Origin of the sequence: Marinobacterium rhizophilum, assembly GCF_024397915.1 — a bacterium.
GTDB classification, from domain to species: domain Bacteria; phylum Pseudomonadota; class Gammaproteobacteria; order Pseudomonadales; family Balneatricaceae; genus Marinobacterium_A; species Marinobacterium_A rhizophilum_A.
The window spans coordinates 2,716,003-2,732,069 of record NZ_CP073347.1 but is presented as its reverse complement, the minus strand read 5'-3'; the positions used below and the strand labels follow the sequence as shown (position 1 = coordinate 2,732,069).

The 16,067-nt window shown below is 61.7% G+C and carries 11 protein-coding genes and 1 tRNA gene; 4 read left to right on the top strand and 8 right to left on the bottom strand.

What is annotated here, in order from left to right; translation table 11 throughout:
- Nucleotides 1-127 precede the first annotated feature (127 nt).
- The 3 genes from KDW95_RS12285 (at nt 128) to KDW95_RS12275 (ending at nt 3,135) form a co-directional block, all read left to right on the top strand.
- On the top strand, nt 128-1,168 hold the full coding sequence (locus tag KDW95_RS12285) for a TRAP transporter substrate-binding protein (RefSeq protein WP_255852092.1): 1,041 nt from the start codon (nt 128-130) through the stop codon (nt 1,166-1,168).
- Between the two features lie 88 nt (nt 1,169-1,256).
- Nucleotides 1,257-1,772 (top strand): TRAP transporter small permease, encoded by a 516-nt coding sequence (locus KDW95_RS12280; protein WP_255852090.1) that lies wholly within the window; start codon nt 1,257-1,259, stop codon nt 1,770-1,772.
- Nucleotides 1,773-1,848: 76 nt separating this feature from the next.
- A complete protein-coding gene (locus KDW95_RS12275) occupies nt 1,849-3,135 on the top strand; it encodes a TRAP transporter large permease (protein WP_255852089.1) in 1,287 nt (428 codons plus the stop codon).
- Between the two features lie 108 nt (nt 3,136-3,243).
- Here the strand turns inward: KDW95_RS12275 and KDW95_RS12270 are convergent, their stop codons facing one another.
- From KDW95_RS12270 to KDW95_RS12240, 7 genes are all read right to left on the bottom strand, one after another.
- A complete protein-coding gene (locus tag KDW95_RS12270) occupies nt 3,244-4,347 on the bottom strand; it encodes an alpha-hydroxy acid oxidase (protein WP_255852088.1) in 1,104 nt (367 codons plus the stop codon).
- A gap of 377 nt (nt 4,348-4,724) precedes the next feature.
- Complete coding sequence (locus tag KDW95_RS12265; protein WP_255852087.1) at nt 4,725-5,423, bottom strand: Fe2+-dependent dioxygenase; 699 nt, start codon at nt 5,421-5,423, stop codon at nt 4,725-4,727.
- Between the two features lie 163 nt (nt 5,424-5,586).
- Nucleotides 5,587-7,833 (bottom strand): TonB-dependent receptor, encoded by a 2,247-nt coding sequence (locus KDW95_RS12260; RefSeq protein ID WP_255852086.1) that lies wholly within the window; start codon nt 7,831-7,833, stop codon nt 5,587-5,589.
- Nucleotides 7,834-7,970: 137 nt separating this feature from the next.
- Nucleotides 7,971-8,765, bottom strand: a complete 795-nt coding sequence (locus tag KDW95_RS12255) for an energy transducer TonB (RefSeq protein ID WP_255852085.1) — start codon at nt 8,763-8,765, stop codon at nt 7,971-7,973.
- The gene (locus KDW95_RS12250) at nt 8,762-9,193 is read right to left on the bottom strand and encodes an ExbD/TolR family protein (RefSeq protein WP_255852084.1); all 432 of its coding nucleotides are present in this window, start codon (nt 9,191-9,193) and stop codon (nt 8,762-8,764) included. Before KDW95_RS12250 ends, KDW95_RS12255 begins: the two co-directional genes overlap by 4 nt.
- Nucleotides 9,190-9,582, bottom strand: coding sequence for an ExbD/TolR family protein (locus KDW95_RS12245; protein ID WP_255852083.1), 393 nt, complete (start codon nt 9,580-9,582; stop codon nt 9,190-9,192). The genes KDW95_RS12250 and KDW95_RS12245 overlap by 4 nt, the downstream gene beginning before the upstream one ends.
- Entirely contained in the window at nt 9,572-10,450 is an 879-nt protein-coding gene (locus KDW95_RS12240) for a MotA/TolQ/ExbB proton channel family protein (RefSeq protein WP_255852082.1), read from the bottom strand. Before KDW95_RS12240 ends, KDW95_RS12245 begins: the two co-directional genes overlap by 11 nt.
- A gap of 496 nt (nt 10,451-10,946) precedes the next feature.
- On the opposite strand from KDW95_RS12240, the gene KDW95_RS12235 reads away from it, so the two are divergent.
- Nucleotides 10,947-11,023: transfer RNA gene (locus KDW95_RS12235), tRNA-Arg, on the top strand.
- A 71-nt stretch (nt 11,024-11,094) separates the two neighbouring features.
- Here KDW95_RS12235 and KDW95_RS12230 read toward each other — a convergent pair.
- Entirely contained in the window at nt 11,095-15,714 is a 4,620-nt protein-coding gene (locus KDW95_RS12230; RefSeq protein WP_255852081.1) for a CHASE domain-containing protein, read from the bottom strand.
- Between the last annotated feature and the right edge of the window lie 353 nt (nt 15,715-16,067).

The window sequence follows — 16,067 nt, the reverse complement described above, 5'->3', positions numbered from 1 at the left end:
GGTCGACTTTCTGCTTGCAGAGTTGTCCAGGTATCGAGTTCGACGCGCCGCCTGAAAGCCGGGTTCCGTGGAGCCCGGCAGCCCGGCGCCGGCGCCAGTGATATAACAACAATAGACAGGTAATCCGATGAAAAAATTGACCACAGTCACCAAGACAGCCGTGAAAACCGCCGCCGCTGCCACCTTGCTGAGCCTGCTGCCCTATGGCAATGCCATGGCCGCCGACTTCAACCTGCGGTTTGCCCACTTCTGGCCCTCGAGCTCCGGTGTGCATGAAGGCTTCGAGGCCTGGGGCAAGTCGCTGGAAACCGCCTCAGACGGCCGCATCCAGGTGGACTTCTATCCCGCCCAGACGCTGGCCAAGGCGCCCCAGAGCTACGATGCGGTGAAAAACCGCATTGCCGACATTACCGCGACGGTGCAGGGCTACAGCGCCAACCGCTTTCCGCTGACCCAGGTGGTCGAACTGCCGGGGCTGGCCAAAACCGCCGTGCAGGGGTCCTGCGTGATCCAGTCGCTGTACGACGAGGGCCTGATCAGCAGTGAATACGACGACACCCATGTGCTGTTCCTGTTCACCCATGGCCCGGGGGATATCCATACCCGCGACAAGGCCATCAATACACCTGAAGACCTGGCGGGCCTGAAGATTCGCCGTCCCACGACAGTGGTTGCCGAGCTGCTCGAAGGCCTCGGTGCCCAGCCGGTGGGGATGCCTGCGCCGGAAACCTATCCCTCGCTGCAGCGTGGCGTGATCGACGGTGTTGCCATGCCCTGGGAAGCCATGACGAGCTTTCGTCTGAACGAGCAGGCAAATCACCATACTGAACTCGGTCTTTATACCCTGTCCTTCGTGGTCACCATGAACAAGGGCGTGTACAGCAGCATGCCGGCGGATCTGCAGCAGATCGTCGATCAGCACTCCGGCCAGGCATGGGCGCAGCAGCAGGCGGTCAAGTTTGATGATCTCGATGCCAAGGGACGCGCCGAAGCCGTGGCCGCCGGCCACGAGATCATTACCCTGGAAGGCGGCACCGAAAACGCCGCCTGGAAACCGGTGCTCGACAAGGCGACCGAAAGCTACCTGAGCGACCTTGAAGGCCGTGGCCTGGCCGCCCGTGAAGTCTTTGCCAGGGCTCAGGCGCTGAGCGCCAGCTGCGGCGGCTGAACTCGCGTTGGGGCCGTGCCGGCGCATGTTGGCGCGGCCCCGTTGTCTTTATTTCCTGGCGCGAGGTGCGTGATATGAGGTGCGTGACATGAAGAGGCTGATCAAGGTAATCGATATGCTGGCGCTGATCCTGTACCGGATCAGCGGCTTGCTGCTGGTCATGATGATGCTGAGTGTGGTGGCGGATGTCGCTGCGCGCAGCCTGTTTGCCGTAACGGATGGCTCGGTGGATCTGACCTTTGTCGGTGGCATCGAGGTGGTGAAGTACGGCCTGTTGTTCGCCATGCTGTTCGCCTTTCCCCATGCCGTCGACAAGGGGCAGATCGTGGTGGACCTGTTCACCCACAAGCTGCCAGCCTCGAAGCTGCGCTGGTTCGATGGCTTCTATACCCTTTGTTTCGGCGTCTTTGGCGCCCTGTTGTGCTGGCGCTTCTTCGAGGCGGCCGGGGCGTCCGCCATGAGCGGCGAGTTGACCCAGGATCTGCTGATACCGCTGGCGCCGATGTACCTGGTGTCCGCCGTCGCGCTGGCTGTGCTGGCATTGCGCGGTTTCAGTTGCGGCATTCGCGAACTGCTAGGCAAGAAGGAGACAGTGACGTCATGAGCAGGTCTCTGAACAGGGTGCTGCGCACCTGTAGCTGTGGCATTGTGGAGTTAACGGGCAAGAAGGAGAGCGCGGCATGAGTGCACCGCTTATCGGTCTAATTTGCATGGGCCTGATGCTGGTCATGATCGCGCTGCGCTGCCCCATCGCCCTGGCGATGGCCGCCACCGGTGTCATCGGCTTTGGCACCATCATCGCGTTTGACCCGGCCTTCGCCATTCTGGAGGCCGGTCCCTTCGAGACCCTGAGCAACTACAGTTTCAGCCCGATCCCCATGTTCCTGCTCATGGGCGTGCTGGCCTCCCACGCCAACATGTCCAGCGAGCTGTTCAATGCGGCGCGCTCGCTGTTTGGCGGCTGGCGTGGCGGCATGGCGCTGGCGGCGGTATCGGCCTGCGGGACCTTTTCGGCCATCTCCGGTTCCTCGGTGGCCACGGCGGCCAGCATGTCGCGGGTGGCACTGCCGGAAATGCGCAAGCACGGCTATGCCGACTCCCTGGCGACCGGCACCCTGGCGGCGGGCGGTACCCTGGGCATCATGATTCCGCCGAGCATCGCCTTGCTGCTCTATGCGCTGATTACCGAGCAGTCGGTGGGCGACATGTTTATCGCCGGTCTTGTGCCGGGCATCCTGGGTCTGCTGCTGTATTGCGCCACCATTGCCCTGCTGGTGCACTTTTATCCACAGCTGGCCCGCGCCGGTGAGCCGACCACGCTGAAACAGAAGATTGTTGGCATGTGGGGCTTTGTCCCCTTCATGTTCGTATTCGCGATCATTATCGGCGGCATCTACAGCGGCATCTTCACGCCAACCGAAGCGGCGGCCATCGGCGCCTTCGCCACCCTGCTGGTGGCGCTGTACCGCGGCATGGGCTGGGCCGGCTTCAAGTCGGCGGTGGAGGAGGCGCTGGCGCTGAGCGCAATGATCTTCTTTATGATCGTCGGCGCAGAGATCTTCGGCTACTTCCTGTCGGTGTCGCGCATTTCCTTCTTCCTCACCGAATTTGTCGGTCAGATGGGCTGGCCGCCCTACGGTGTGCTTTTTGCCGTGCTGCTGCTGTTTATCCTGCTGGGCTGCGTGATGGACAGCATCGCCATGCTGCTGCTGACCGTGCCGGTGGTGCTGCCACTGATCATCGAAGCGGGCTTTGATCCGGTCTGGTTCGGTATAGTCGCGGTGATCACGGTGGAGCTGGGTCTTATTACCCCGCCGGTCGGTATGAACGTCTTCGTTATCAAGAGCGTGGCGCCGGACGTGCCCATGGGGCAGATCTTCCGCGGTGTTTTCCCGTTCGTATTGTCGGACCTGCTGCGCCTGGTACTGCTGATCCTGTTTCCGGTCTTGGCGCTGGGGCTGGTGTAGCCGCGGCAGCGGGCAGGCGTTACCGCTTCGCATTGTGGTTGCCCCCGCGACGGGTCTTCGGACCCGTGGCGGGGGCTTTTTTCGTTCTGGTGCCGGGGATATGGCGTCTTAAAAACGGCTTTGGTACAGCGCGGCGGGGGTGATGTCGCGGATGCAGGGCGTACCGGCCAGCGCCATGCAGACTTCCAGTTCCTCACGCAGCACCCGCAGCATGTGGGCGACGCCGGGGGCGCCGGCAACAGCCAGGGCATAGAGCTGGGGCCGGCCAAGCAGCACGGCGTTGGCGCCCAGCGCCAGGGCCTTGAACACATCGGTGCCGCGGCTGATGCCGCCATCGAACAACACGCAGAAGCTGGGCCCGGTGGCGGCGCGAATCTGTGGCAGCATCTCGATGGCGGAAGGCACGCAGTCCAGCGCCCGGCCCCCATGATTGGACACCACCACGCCGGCCAGTCCCATGCCGGCCACGCGGATTGCATCCTGCGGGTGCAGCACGCCCTTGACGATAATCGGCAGGGACGTCTGGCGCGACAGCCATTCCAGCTGATCCCAGCCGGGTACCTCGCTCATCATGCCCTGGAACACAATGCTCTGGCTGGGTTCCAGTACGGCCCGGGGCAGGGGTGGGCGTTCACGCAGGTTGACGGCCTCGACAGTGTCCGGCAGTTCAAAACCGGCACGCTGGGCGCGGTTGCGAATGCCATGCAGCGGCGCATCCACCGTGACCACCAGCTTGCTGTAGCCGGCCTGTTCGGCGCGCCTGACCAGGGACAGGGTGAAATCGCTGTCCTGCTGAAAATAGAGTTGAAACCATTTCCCGGCCCGGGTCTGGGTAGCAATGTCCTCCAGGCTGTGGGAAGCCAGGGTGCTGACGACCATGGCGGTATCCAGGGCGTCGGCGGCGCGGGCCGTGGCCAGCTCACCGTCCGGGTGCACCATGCGCTGAAACGCCACCGGTGCCAGCAGGATGGGGTGGCGCAGGGTTTCATCCAGCACCCTTGTGTGGGTGGAGCCCTGGGTAACATCGCGCAGAACCCGGGGCAGCAGCTGGATACGATCCAGCGCCGTGCGGTTGCGCTGCAGCGTCAGCTCATCGGCGCCGCCGCCGGCAATGTATTCGAACAGGCTGTGGGGCAGCAGCTGGCGGGCATGGCGTTCGTAGTCGGACAGGCTGACAAGGTCGGCGGGAATGGCGTTAAGCGGGGCGGTCATGCTGGCTTCCGTGTGGGCGGCAATGGTAGGTCGGGGGGCTCAGGTCTCGGCCCAGTGGCGAACAAGGTTGTGGCCGGTTTCGCTGCAGCCCGCCGAGGCGCAGGAGGCCCTCGGGTCCAGGCTGGCTGGCAGGGTCGTCGGCGGGGATCTGGCTCAGGGGTGCGGTCATGCTGGGGTTCCGTGTGGCGCGGTAACGGCAGGTCGGGGGGCTCAGGTCTCGGCCCAGTGGCGAACAAGGTTGTGGCCGGTTTCGCTGCAGCCCGCCGAGGCGCATGAGGCCCTCGGGTCCAGGCTGGCTGGCAGGGTCGTCGGCGGGGATCTGGCTCAGGGGTTCATGCATGCGGTTTTCCGTGCTTTGCTCAATATGGGGACAAGGCTCAGGTCTCGGCCCAGTGGCGGATCAGATTGTGGTACAGGCCGCTCAGGCGCAACACCTCTTCATGGGTCTGGCCAAGCTCTGCGCTGAGCGACTGTACGCTCTGGTCCAGATCGAACAGCATTTCGCGCTGATGGTTCTCGCGCACCATGCTTTGCACCCAGAATACGGCACAGGTGCGACAGCCCCGGGTCACGGCGCTGACGCGGTGCTGGCTGCTGGCGGGGTAGAGAATCAGGTCACCGGCTGCCAGCTTGATGCTCTGGGCGCCAAAGCTGGATTCGATCTCCAGTTCGCCGCCGTCATAGTCGTCGGGCTCGCTCAGGAACAGGGTGGCCGACAGGTCGGTGCGCACCGGTATCGCGGCCTGGCCTGGCCGGTCTGGCGGGCTAAAGCGCAGGGCATTGTCCACATGCAGACCATAGCTTTCGCCGGCTTCGTAGCGGTTGAACAACGGCGGCATGATGCGCAGCGGCAATGCCGCCGAGATAAAGGTCGGGTGGCGTGACAGGGCGGCCAGAATAACCTCGCCCAGTTGCAGCGCCAGCGGGTTGTCGGCTGCCAGTTGCCGGTTCTGCTTGACGGCAAGGGCCTGGGCGCCGGCGCTGCTGCGGCCATCGACCCAATCGGTACGATCAAGCAGGGCGCGCATCTGGCCCAGCTGAGTGCTGTCGAGCAGCGAGCGTATGGGGGTAATCAAGCGGCCTCCGGGGGATAAGGTAAAAGGTGTAAGGCATAAGGTAAAAGGTGCAGGGGAAAAGGCGCAAGGCAAGGTTAACGGTGAAAAGGGCCAGATAAAAGGCAAAAGGCCCGGCCGTCATTCGCGAGCGAACGACGGCCGGGCGGGGAAACACGACTGTGCCTTAGAACTTGTAGTTCAGGCTCAGGTTGGCGGAACGGCCATCGCCGATATAGACGATGCTGCCGCCGCGATAGACCGCAGTGTAGTAGTCTTCGTCCAGCAGGTTCTGGATGTTGGCGCGTACGCTCAGCTGCGGGCTGAATTCGTAGCTGGCGAAGGCATCGAATACCCAGTAATCCGGCAGTTCAATGCTGGTGTTGGCTGCCGCATCGGGCTGGCCACCAAAGATTTCGCTGGAGTAGGTGGCGGTGCCGCCGAAGGCAAACTCAGAAGTGGCCTGGTAGCGCAGCTGCAGGTTGGCGCTGGTTTCGGCAAAGTTGGCCTTGGGCTTGCCGATATTGTCGGCGTTGTAGGACTCCAGGGTCTCGGAGTCCATCAGGGCGATGCCGAACTGGCCGCTGAGTTTGGGGGTCATGTTGCCGGACAACCCCAGCTCGATACCCTCGACCCGGTTCTTGCCGGTGTTGAGGTTGCCACCGCTGGAGTAGGAGTCGCCGTTGTCCTCGATAACATCATCCTTGGTGGTCTGGAACAGGGCAGCGGTGAGCAGCAGCTTCTCGTCCATCAGGTTCCACTTGGTGCCCAGTTCCAGGTTAACGGACTGCTCGGGCTCGGCGGCGCTGAAGTTGCCGTCGGCATCGGTACAGAGGCCACCGTAACCACAGCTGGTACCGGCGTCGGACTCACCGCCGTTGATGTTGGACGACGTGCTCCAGCTGGCGTAGACGTTACCCTGCTGCCAGGGCGAGTAGACCGCGCCCAGGTGGCCGTTTACAAAGCCATCGCTGTACTGGTAGGTGGTTTCGGGCGTGACGGAACCGTCACGGTTGGTTTTTTCCGCCGCCCAGAGGTCATAGTCGAAACGGTCGTAGCGCAGTCCACCGAAGACTTCCCAGTCATCGTTCAGGGTCACGGTATCCATCACGTAGGCCGAAATCGTGGTCAGGTTCAGGTCCGTGGCGGCGCTGTTGCGGCTGGTGGAGCCTACCCAGCTGCTGTTGTCCGGGTTATACGGATCGATCGAGACGCTGTCGGTGGTCACGCTGTAGTTGCCGCCCTGGGTATCTTCGCTGGCGTACTCGATGCCGGTGATCAGGGTGTGGCGCATGCCGCCCAGGCGGGTATCCAGGATCAGGTTGGTCTGGTTGCCAAGGTAGTCGTTTTCCTGCCAGCCGGTGAAATTGCGCAGGGTCCCACTGCGGGTGCTGTAGGTGGATATGATGTAGTCGTTGCTGGTGGAGCCCAGGCGCGTCTTGTTCTCAAGGCGCAATTCATTGCTGAGCTGGTAGTCGAGCGTCAGCGTGGCGATATCGGCGGCGGTTTCCTGGAAGTCGAGCCCGTCCTGGCCGACGTACTGTACCCGCTTGTCGGGCTTGCCGTCGGTGAGGAAGGTACCGCCATCGGTCTTGTCATCGCCGCGGAAGTAATAGTAATCGGCGGAAATTTCCAGGTCATCGGTGGCCTGGAATACACCGGAGATCAGCGCGCCCTGGCGTTGCTCGTCGGCTGGTGCCCGGTCGGGAATATCGGCGTCGGTGTAGAGGGCGTTAAAGCGAATAGCAAGGTCGTCACTGACCACCTTGTTGCTGTCCAGGCTGTAGCGCTGGTAGCTATCAGTGCCAATTCCCGCCTGTACACTGCTGAAGTCATCATCCAGCGAAGCCTTCTTGGTGACACTGTTGACCGCGCCGCCGGTAGAGCCACGGCCGGCGAAGGTGGAGCTGGGGCCCTTGGCAATTTCGACCTGTTCCAGCGCGAAGGTTTCGCGGGTGATGAGGCCGGGATCACGCAGACCGTCGGTATAGACATCGTTGCGGGCTTCGTAGCCGCGGATGATATAGCGATCGCCAAAGGAGTTGCCGCCCTCGCCGGTACCCAGCGTGATGCCGGGCTGGGCGCTGAGGATGTCCTTGAGCTCGGTCTTGCCGGATTCCTCGATCAGGGACTTGGTCAGCACCGTCATGGTCTGGGGCGTGTCGGCGATGTCCCGTACACGGCGGCTGTCGGCGCTGCGTTTGGCCTTGTAGGGCGCATCGGGCTCGGCGTAGGGGTTGGCATCGGCGGCAATGCGACCGTCCTCGATCACCAGGGTATCCAGCGAGACTTCCTCGGCCTGTACGCTGCCGATCATGGCGCTGGAAATCGCCAGGGTCAGGCTGCCGGCCAGGGCGCTGCGGCTGAACTCCCGCTCCCGGCGCAGACTGATTGGAGTCCGGTTTGTGCTGGGCTGGATTGTGCTGTCTGACATTTTTTCTGACACTGTACTTTCCTTGATTTAGGCACAGGAATGCCCGGCCACCGCGGTGCGGGCAGCCATGCCTGGGCTTGTGTTTTTGACTGAAGTATCAGTCGCCTTTACAGCGAATTCAGAGGCGAGGTGGCTTTTCAGTTAATGGAAAAGGCCACCGGTATATTGATCGTGAGCGTTTCCATCGTCATATCCGCCGGGAATGCCGGCAGCGGTGTTGCGCTTTTCAGCATATTGATAACGGCGCGGTCCAGGGTTTTATGGCCGGAGCTTTCTGTCAGCCTGTATTCAATAACGCTGCCCTGGCGATCGAGAATAAAAAATAGCCGGGCGATACCTTCCTCACCTTTTCTGCGAGCCCGAATGGGGTAGCGCTTGTGTTGTGCCAGGCGCGCCGCGATCAGTGCATAGTAGGACTGCTCGGCCCCCGGATTACCGCCGGAGCTCAGCGCATTCTGGCTGCCGGTGGTCATGCGTCGACTCTCGCTGCTGTCACTCCCCGTATCACTGCGCGTCTGTGCGGGTGCCGGGGCCGCCACTGGCTCTGTGGTGGCGGGCTTTGCGGCCACCGGCCTGGGTTTTGGCTGCGGTTTGGGCTTGGGTTTGACGGTCAGTTCCGGCGTCTGTTTCGCAGTAACAGGCTCAGGCATGGCCTCCGGCTCAGGCTCTGGAGTCGGAGGGGCGGCGGGCGTTTCAATCTCCGGCTGCGGCACCTCGACGGGTGTTTCAGGCGCGGGTTCAGGCTCGGCCGCCTGCTGGTTCTGCGTCTGGGCCCCCAGGTCGCCGAGCATGCCAAGATCGATCTCGATACCCTGCTCGCCGGGTGCGCGGGCGCCTTCGGCGGGTTCACGGGCAAGCACCAGGCCCAGGGCTACCAGGTGCACGCCAAGGGCAATCCCCAGAGCAATCATCCAGTGGTGCGGGCGGATCATGCCGGGCGCTCCGCCACGCGGGTGGCCAGGGAGACCTTCAGCATGCCGGCGGCCTTTATCTGCGACAGGGTTTGCAGCAGTATGTCCACCGGAGTGGTCGCATCCACCTTGAGTAATACCGACAGTGCCTGCGGGTCCTGGCTATTATCCAGCGCGCTGGCAATACTGGTTTTTAATTGCTCGGATTCCAGTTCCATATCATCCATATATAGATCTCCGGCCGAAGACAGCAGGATTATAATCGGCGCCTGCTCCAGGGATTTTAATTCGCTCTGTGATGCCGGCGGATTAATGGCAATGGTATCGGAGCGGCTGATGGTTCCGGCTACCATAAAAAAGATCAGCATAAGAAACACAACGTTAATCAGCGGAATCAGGTTGTCATCCCGGCCGGTGCTACGCGGCGCGGTTTTTATGTCGAATTTCATGGTGTCTGTGCCAGTGATAGCTGTCGTGCGCCAGCGGTCTTGAGAGCGTCCAGCAGGCTGACCATGGCCTGGGTGGCGATGCCGCTGTCGGCACTGATCACAAAGAGATCCTGCTCCTGCCCGCGGATATGTTGCGCCAGCGCCACGCTGTCCTGTACATCAAACTCGACGCCGTCCAGGCGAAAGTGTCCGCCGTCGGACAGCAGCCGCACCGGGTGCTGTGCCGGTGGCGTTGCGGCACCGGTACCGGGCACCGCCAGGTCGAGCTGACGCCACTGGGTGAAGGTGGACGACAGCATGAAAAACAGCAGCAGTATAAAGACGACATCAATCAGCGGCGTCAAGCTGATGGCACGCCGGCGCGCAGGCGCGGCCAGTTCAAGCCGCATGGCGCAGGTTCTCGGTGTTTTCCTGAGCGGTCTTGAGGGGCGGTGCACTGGTAAAAACCCGGGTGACGGTATCACTCATCAAGGCAGCAACCCGCTCGGTTTTGCGCTCCAGCCAGCTGTGGGCCAGGGTCACCGGAATCGCCACGGCGATACCGACGGCGGTGGTGAGCAGAGCCTGCCAGATCCCCCCGGACAGCACGGACGGATCAACCTGGTTACCGGCGGCTTCCATCTGCTGGAAAGCGCCAATCATGCCCAGCACTGTGCCCAGCAGCCCCAGCAGCGGGCTCAGCATGGCAATGACTTCAAGGGGGCGTAAAAAGGCGCGCAGCTGATTCAGGCGCAAGGTGGCGACACGTTCCAGTTCGTCCCGCAGGCGGGGGCTGTCGCCGCCGTTTTGCAGCCCGGTCATCGCCAGGGATACCACCTCATTGATCGGCCCCTGACCCTTGATCGTCTCCAGGGCTTCGTCGCACCTTGAGGCACGCCAGAGCTTGAGGCTGTGTTCTAGGCGCGGGCTGGATTCGGGTCGCAGCAGTGTGAACTGCCAGATCTTGAGCAACAGGATGCTCAGGGCGATGACGGAAAAGCCCAGCAGAATCCAGACAACGGGGCCGCCGACGCTGAGAAACTGCTGCAGCTGATCCAGCAGTGTCAGGGGCTCCACGCCATTGAGGCTGTCGGGTACAGGCAGGCCGGTAACCGCATCTGCAGCCGGCTGCTCGGTAGGTGCCAGTCCGGTGGTCGCGGTGTCAGCCGTTTCGCTTGCCGGGCTGTTGGGCAGGCTGGCACTCGTATCCGTGGGCGCATGGGGGGTGGGGGCACCCTGGATGTTTGCTTCCTGCGCAACGGGCGTTGCTGTCTCCATTGAGGGTTCCACGTTAAGCTCCGGCTGACTGGTTTGGAATCAAGTTGCCAATGATAATCGTTATTATTTAGATTTCAATAGAGTGGCGTGACTTTTCCGGTCATGACGCTGCCATTGCAGCCGTGGCCGGGATGCTGTTGCTATGCCAGCGTCATGGCCGTTCGCGCATTGCAGGCCTGGCTTGCATACGCGTTGTCTGGCATTTTTAGGGGCGGCAACGCAGTCGGGCAAATAGATCCTAAACAGTCTCCAAGACCGCGAGCTCCGGCGCGGGTCTGTTGAGCCGGGTATATGCCTCGAGTGGCTGAGGTAGCAGTGGGCGCCGCGCCTTGGTTGACGCCGGGGGGGGAATGCAATAGGATTCCCCGCGCTGGAAGGGCACTAGCCCGGTTGAAGGCTACGGGAGGCTTGGTGTCCCGTCATTCAGCGGTGTGAAACCGCAGCTTTCCAGTTGTGGGCGCAGGCATGTCTCGAACAGGTCAGCGTCGCAGTTCAAGGCCCAGTAGCTCAGCTGGATAGAGCGGCCCCCTCCTAAGGGGCAGGTCAGAGGTTCGAATCCTCTCTGGGTCACCATTGCTTGCCACTTATCCCACCGCAACACGCCTGCACAAATCTGTCTGACGCTGCCTGTCCAGCCCTGTGCATCACACCAGGGTGTCCAGATACTCGTTGATCGCCGACATTTCCCGCTTGAAGCGAGGCAGCAGCTCCGCCAGGGTGGCCGCATCGTCCTGCTGTTCTATCTGCATGCAAAGATCGCCGAGCTGAACGGCACCCACCGCGTAGGCTGCTGATTTAAGCTTGTGTGTGGCGGCGCGCACCTGCTCGTATTGCTGGTTCTCGGCGTTGAGCAGCAGGTCATCAGCGGTTTCGGCGGCGCTGAGCCTGAAGTCCCGCAGGAAATCATGGATAACCTCCGTATCGCTGCCAACGAGGCTGGCGAGGATGGCAATGTCGATCGGGCCTGCCTGGCTATCGCCCGGGGGCACGGGCGCCTGCACCACATCCTCCGTGCCCTGTAGCGGAGGCGGAGTCAACGGCATCCATTTGCCCAGCGTGGTTTTCAGCTCTTCCAGCCGGGCCGGCTTGCTCAGGTAATCGTCCATTCCGGCGGCCAGGCAGCGCCCGGCCTCATCCCGCTGGACGTTGGCCGTCAGGGCGATGATGGGGATGTGCTCGTGCGGATTTTCCAGTGAGCGAATGCTGCGGCTTAGCTGATATCCATCCATTTTCGGCATATGGATATCAGTAAGAATCAGGGCATAGTCTCCCTGTTCCCAGCATTTAAGCGCCTGTTGGCCGTCAGCGGCAATGTCAGCGACGAACCCCAGCAGACTGAGCTGGCGCTGAATCACCTTTTGGTTGGTTTCGTTGTCTTCGGCCACCAGAATCAGGTTGCGCTGTTGCAGTGCCCGGGTGCGGGAGACCGGCTGCAGATCGCTTTTCTTGACGATGGGTGCCTCTTGCCTGGTGGGTGGCCGCCAGCCAGCAGCCATCATGACCGTTTCGTAAAAGGTGCGTCGAGCCAGGCTGTTGCCGTCTATTTTTACGAGATTCTCGGCGATCAGGCGGGGCGCGCGGCGTTGTCCCTGCTCGATCAGGACGAAGCGGATGTCAGCCTGCGACTGGGTGCTCGCAACGGCTTCCAGTTCGTCCCCGCGCAGATCGCTGCACGTTCTGTCAAGGATCCAGACCCATAGCCCTTGCATCGGTGTGATGCTTTGGCGCTGACGGAGAGCCTCTATATCTCTGGCGCGCTCGACGGTGGCGTCGGCATGCTCAAGGTAGGTGGCCAGGTCCTGCAGCAGCCCCGCCTGATGGCCTATGACCAGGCAGTGAAGTCCGCGCAGCAAGGGCGGTGTCTCCGTACAGGAGGGCGTTGTTGCCAGCGGGACAAGCGGCAGCCGCACCCTGAAGGTGGATCCATTGTTCGGGGCGCTGCGAACCGAGATGGTCCCCTCCATCAGGGTGACCAGGTCTTTGGCGATGGTCAGTCCCAGACCGGTGCCGCCAAAGCGTCGGGTGGTGGATGCATCAGCCTGGGTAAAGGGCCTGAAGAGCTGCGCCTGGGTACGGGAGTCCATGCCGATGCCATTGTCGGTAACGCAGAACTCGAGCAGAGGATCGTCCGGGTCTGTGTCAATAAGATCCACACGCACCGCAACACGGCCCTGGTTGTCCCCGGTGGAGGAAAACTTGATGGCATTGTTGACCAGGTTGATCAGTACCTGGCGTAACCGCAGGGCATCTCCCAACACCCGGGCAGGAATCCTGGGATCAACGAATAGCGTGAGCTGCACCCCTTTTCGCTGCGCCAGGCGGCGCAGCAGCTGGCATACCTTTTCCACCAGTTCTTCGATGGACATGGGCTCGCGTTCCAGCGTCAATTGCCCGGCCTCAATTTTCGAAAAGTCGAGAATATCGTCAATAATGGCCAGCAAGGATAGCGCTGAATCGTGAATGAGATCGACAATCTCTACCTGATGACTCAGCAGGCTGCTTTGTTCAAGCACATCCAGCATGCCGATCACGCCGTTCATGGGGGTGCGGATTTCGTGGCTCATGGTGGCGAGAAAGGCCGACTTGGCCTCGTTGGCGCTGTCTGCTTCAGACTTCGCCAGGGTGAGCCGCCTGTTGGTTTCGGTCAGTTCCTGGGTGCGCTCCTTGATGCGTTCAGCCAGCATGCGGCGTTCCATGTCTATCTCGAAGTTGGCTGCCTGCAATTGCTCTGATGTCCGTTGCAGTTCCTCCATGGTCTGCTGAAAATCCGTGATATCGCGCATGATCAACACGGCGCCGAGTGTTTGACCCGCGGCGTCGATCAGCGGCGCAGCGCTGGCCAGGAGGTTGCGGGGCGGCATGTCGCGATACAGCAAGATGACATTCTGGTCTCGCACTTGCTCGCCTGCCAGTGCGCGCCTCATTGGGCGTTCTGACTGGGTGAGCGGTGTTTTTCCGTCGGCGTGCAGGAGTCGGTATGTTTTACCGAATTGTGCGAAATCAGAGCTGTTTTCATCCTTGCCACGCCAGCTCCTGGACGCCCGGTTCATCATGTTTATATTGCCTTCGACGTCACAGGTCACCACCCCTTCACCGAGGTTGTCCAGCAGCAGCTGATTCCAGTACTGCTGTTGCCTGAGCGCCGTGGTTCTGAGTTCAACGCGCTGTTCCAGTTCTGCATTGAGGCTGTGCAGCTGCTGTGTCTTTTGCCGCAGCCGGGCTTCGGTTTGCTTGAGTTCGGTTATGTCCTGATTGACGCCCCGGATGCCGACAATCTTTCCGTTGGCATCGCTGGCATAGCCCGATCTCACTATCAGGTGGCGAACGGCGCCATCACGCCGCAGGATGCGGTGCTCGAGTTGAATGACTGTGCCCGGGACCGGGGGTCGGGACTGGTGCTGATTCATTTCCCGCTTGACGCGTTCAATATCGTCGGGGTGGCAGAACTCACGCAGGTACTGATCCTGGCTCAGGGTATAGCCGCCTTCGCGTTCTGCCGTTGTACCCAGGAGTCTGTAGAAGCGTTCGTTAAAGGTGTAGCTGTTGCTGTCGATACTGAATTCCCAGTCAGCCATGTGGGAAATGTCCAGCGCGTTCTCGAGCAGTTGCCGGGTTGTACTGAGGGAAATTTCGGTGCTTTTGCGCACGCCAAGTTCTGTTTCCAGCTCCCGCGTACGGTCACGCACGGTATTGCTGGTGGTTAGGTTGCGCCCTGCGGAACTGAGCGTAGCTCCGGCCACCATCAGCGCGGCGAAGACCTGAAACAGCAGGTAAAAGCGCACTGCAGGACTCCTGCCCGGCTGCCAGTGGCTGGCGACCGGCTGCAGCTCCACACGCCAGCTGCGCCCGGAAAATTCGGTTGTTTGCTGCCACTTGGCGGCGGTGCCGGACAGCAGGGTATCATCAAGGACGAAGGGGGCGTCGGGGTGGGTAACGTCTGTCAGGCGCAGCAGCACGCCCTCGGCCCGCAGGGTGTCACGCGCAGGCCCCAGCAGCATTTCCAGGGAAACGACGCCCAGCACAAAGCCGCGCAGGGCGGTGCGCCGTGCCTGCACCGATGCCGAGGCTGGCCTGAAGCCAGGCTCGTATACGGGCACGAATATCAGGGTCCCGGGGATGTCCAGCGCCAGCAGGCTGGTTGGCTCCGAGGCCACTGTCTTGCCGCTATCCCGGGCCTGCTCCAGCGTCGTCCGCCGAATGGCGTTCGACCCCGGGTCATAGCCTGGGAAACGGCTGTCGCCCTGCATGGATACAACAGACTGGATCGGGTAATAGACGGGCCGCTCGGCCGCTGCAACCCAACCCTGACCGGGGCTGTGCTCGGTAATCTGAAGCTGCTGTGCAGCCTCAAAGCTCGGGCGCTTAGCCTGTGTGACAACGGGTACCCATGCGATTGCAACAAAGTCGTGCTTGCTCATCGCCAGCGCGGCAAGGGCATTGAACTGGCCGGGTTGAATCGCTTTTTCTGCGGAGTAAAAGTACGCGATGTCTTCCAGCAGCTGGGGCAACGCCGCAACGGATTCAAGCTGCTGCTCGTAGGCCAGGTTCAGTTTTTGCGCCGTTTCTGTCCAGGACTCGCTTTCCGCGAGCTTGAGCAGTGAGAGTAACCCGGTTGCCAGCACCGCCGCGGTCATCAGCAGGGGTACAAGAACCTGGATGCGCAGTGATGCCCAGTGCGACGCCTTGCTGCGGAACAGGCAGAGAAACAGTGGATAGAACAGCAGCACGCCGAGGGTGTCTCCGGCCCACCAGATCAGCCACTGGCCCATTGCCTGGTCTTGGGCCAGTGCGCCCGTGAGATAGCGTGTTGCGACCCCCAGAGTTGCGGCGAAGACGCAGACCAGCGGGCCGTTGACCAGCAGAAAAGCCCAGAGCCGGCGATCACCGCTATCGGGCATGCTTGTGTCAAACAGCCGCCTTGATAGCCAGGCACCCAGCAGGGCCTGCAGCGTCGGGCCTGATGCGATGATGATGCCAGGCGGTGAGATCGACGAGCCTTGTACCAGGGCGACCAGGACAGTGCCCAGCCAAATGGCGGGCCAGTAGCGCAATCCGCGCATCAGCAGAATCGCCAGTGCCATGCCGGCCGCGGGCCAGAGGGGGGATACAAAACCCGGGGGCAGGATCAGCAGCCGTCCCAGCAAGACGACAGCCATGTAGGCAAGGGTCAGCTGCGTCACGTTCAGGCAGTAGCGAACGGGTGTCAGGTGGGTGTTGTCAGCCTTGCATTCCAGCGCTGTGTGTTGTGCTTCCTGCTGAGTCATGGATACATAGAGTCGAGGGGGAGTGAATTGAGTCGCGTGTTCTGCTGATATTCTGGGACAGTATCAGAGAATCCGGAAATATTCTGTACGAATACCTGAGTTGTCTTGTTCGAAAACAGTATTTGCAGGACATGTCTGCAAAGGTCAACAGCCCCTGGCGTTCTCTGCGCCGGTTACTGGCATTGTGTCCGAAAGTATGCAGGCCTGGGGGCTCGCTGCCGGGCCGGGGACTATAGGGTCGTCCCGAGCGTCCCTGGTGTTGATCTGTATCAACCCGCCGGGCTTTTCAGGGGTGACTCCCGAGTTGCGTATTGGCTCCTTAGAGGGAAAGGCGCAGAATGGGCGGTTGTCCA

What these genes read in the sequence shown, in the direction of transcription:
- KDW95_RS12285 (WP_255852092.1), top strand. Translation starts at nt 128, where the DNA reads ATGAAAAAATTGACCACAGTCACCAAGACAGCCGTGAAAACCGCCGCC.
- KDW95_RS12280 (WP_255852090.1), top strand. Translation starts at nt 1,257, where the DNA reads ATGAAGAGGCTGATCAAGGTAATCGATATGCTGGCGCTGATCCTGTAC.
- KDW95_RS12275 (WP_255852089.1), top strand. Translation starts at nt 1,849, where the DNA reads ATGAGTGCACCGCTTATCGGTCTAATTTGCATGGGCCTGATGCTGGTC.
- KDW95_RS12270 (WP_255852088.1), bottom strand. Translation starts at nt 4,347, where the DNA reads ATGACCGCCCCGCTTAACGCCATTCCCGCCGACCTTGTCAGCCTGTCC.
- KDW95_RS12260 (WP_255852086.1), bottom strand. Translation starts at nt 7,833, where the DNA reads ATGTCAGACAGCACAATCCAGCCCAGCACAAACCGGACTCCAATCAGT.
- KDW95_RS12255 (WP_255852085.1), bottom strand. Translation starts at nt 8,765, where the DNA reads ATGATCCGCCCGCACCACTGGATGATTGCTCTGGGGATTGCCCTTGGC.
- KDW95_RS12250 (WP_255852084.1), bottom strand. Translation starts at nt 9,193, where the DNA reads ATGAAATTCGACATAAAAACCGCGCCGCGTAGCACCGGCCGGGATGAC.
- KDW95_RS12245 (WP_255852083.1), bottom strand. Translation starts at nt 9,582, where the DNA reads ATGCGGCTTGAACTGGCCGCGCCTGCGCGCCGGCGTGCCATCAGCTTG.
- KDW95_RS12240 (WP_255852082.1), bottom strand. Translation starts at nt 10,450, where the DNA reads ATGGAGACAGCAACGCCCGTTGCGCAGGAAGCAAACATCCAGGGTGCC.
- KDW95_RS12230 (WP_255852081.1), bottom strand. Translation starts at nt 15,714, where the DNA reads ATGACTCAGCAGGAAGCACAACACACAGCGCTGGAATGCAAGGCTGAC.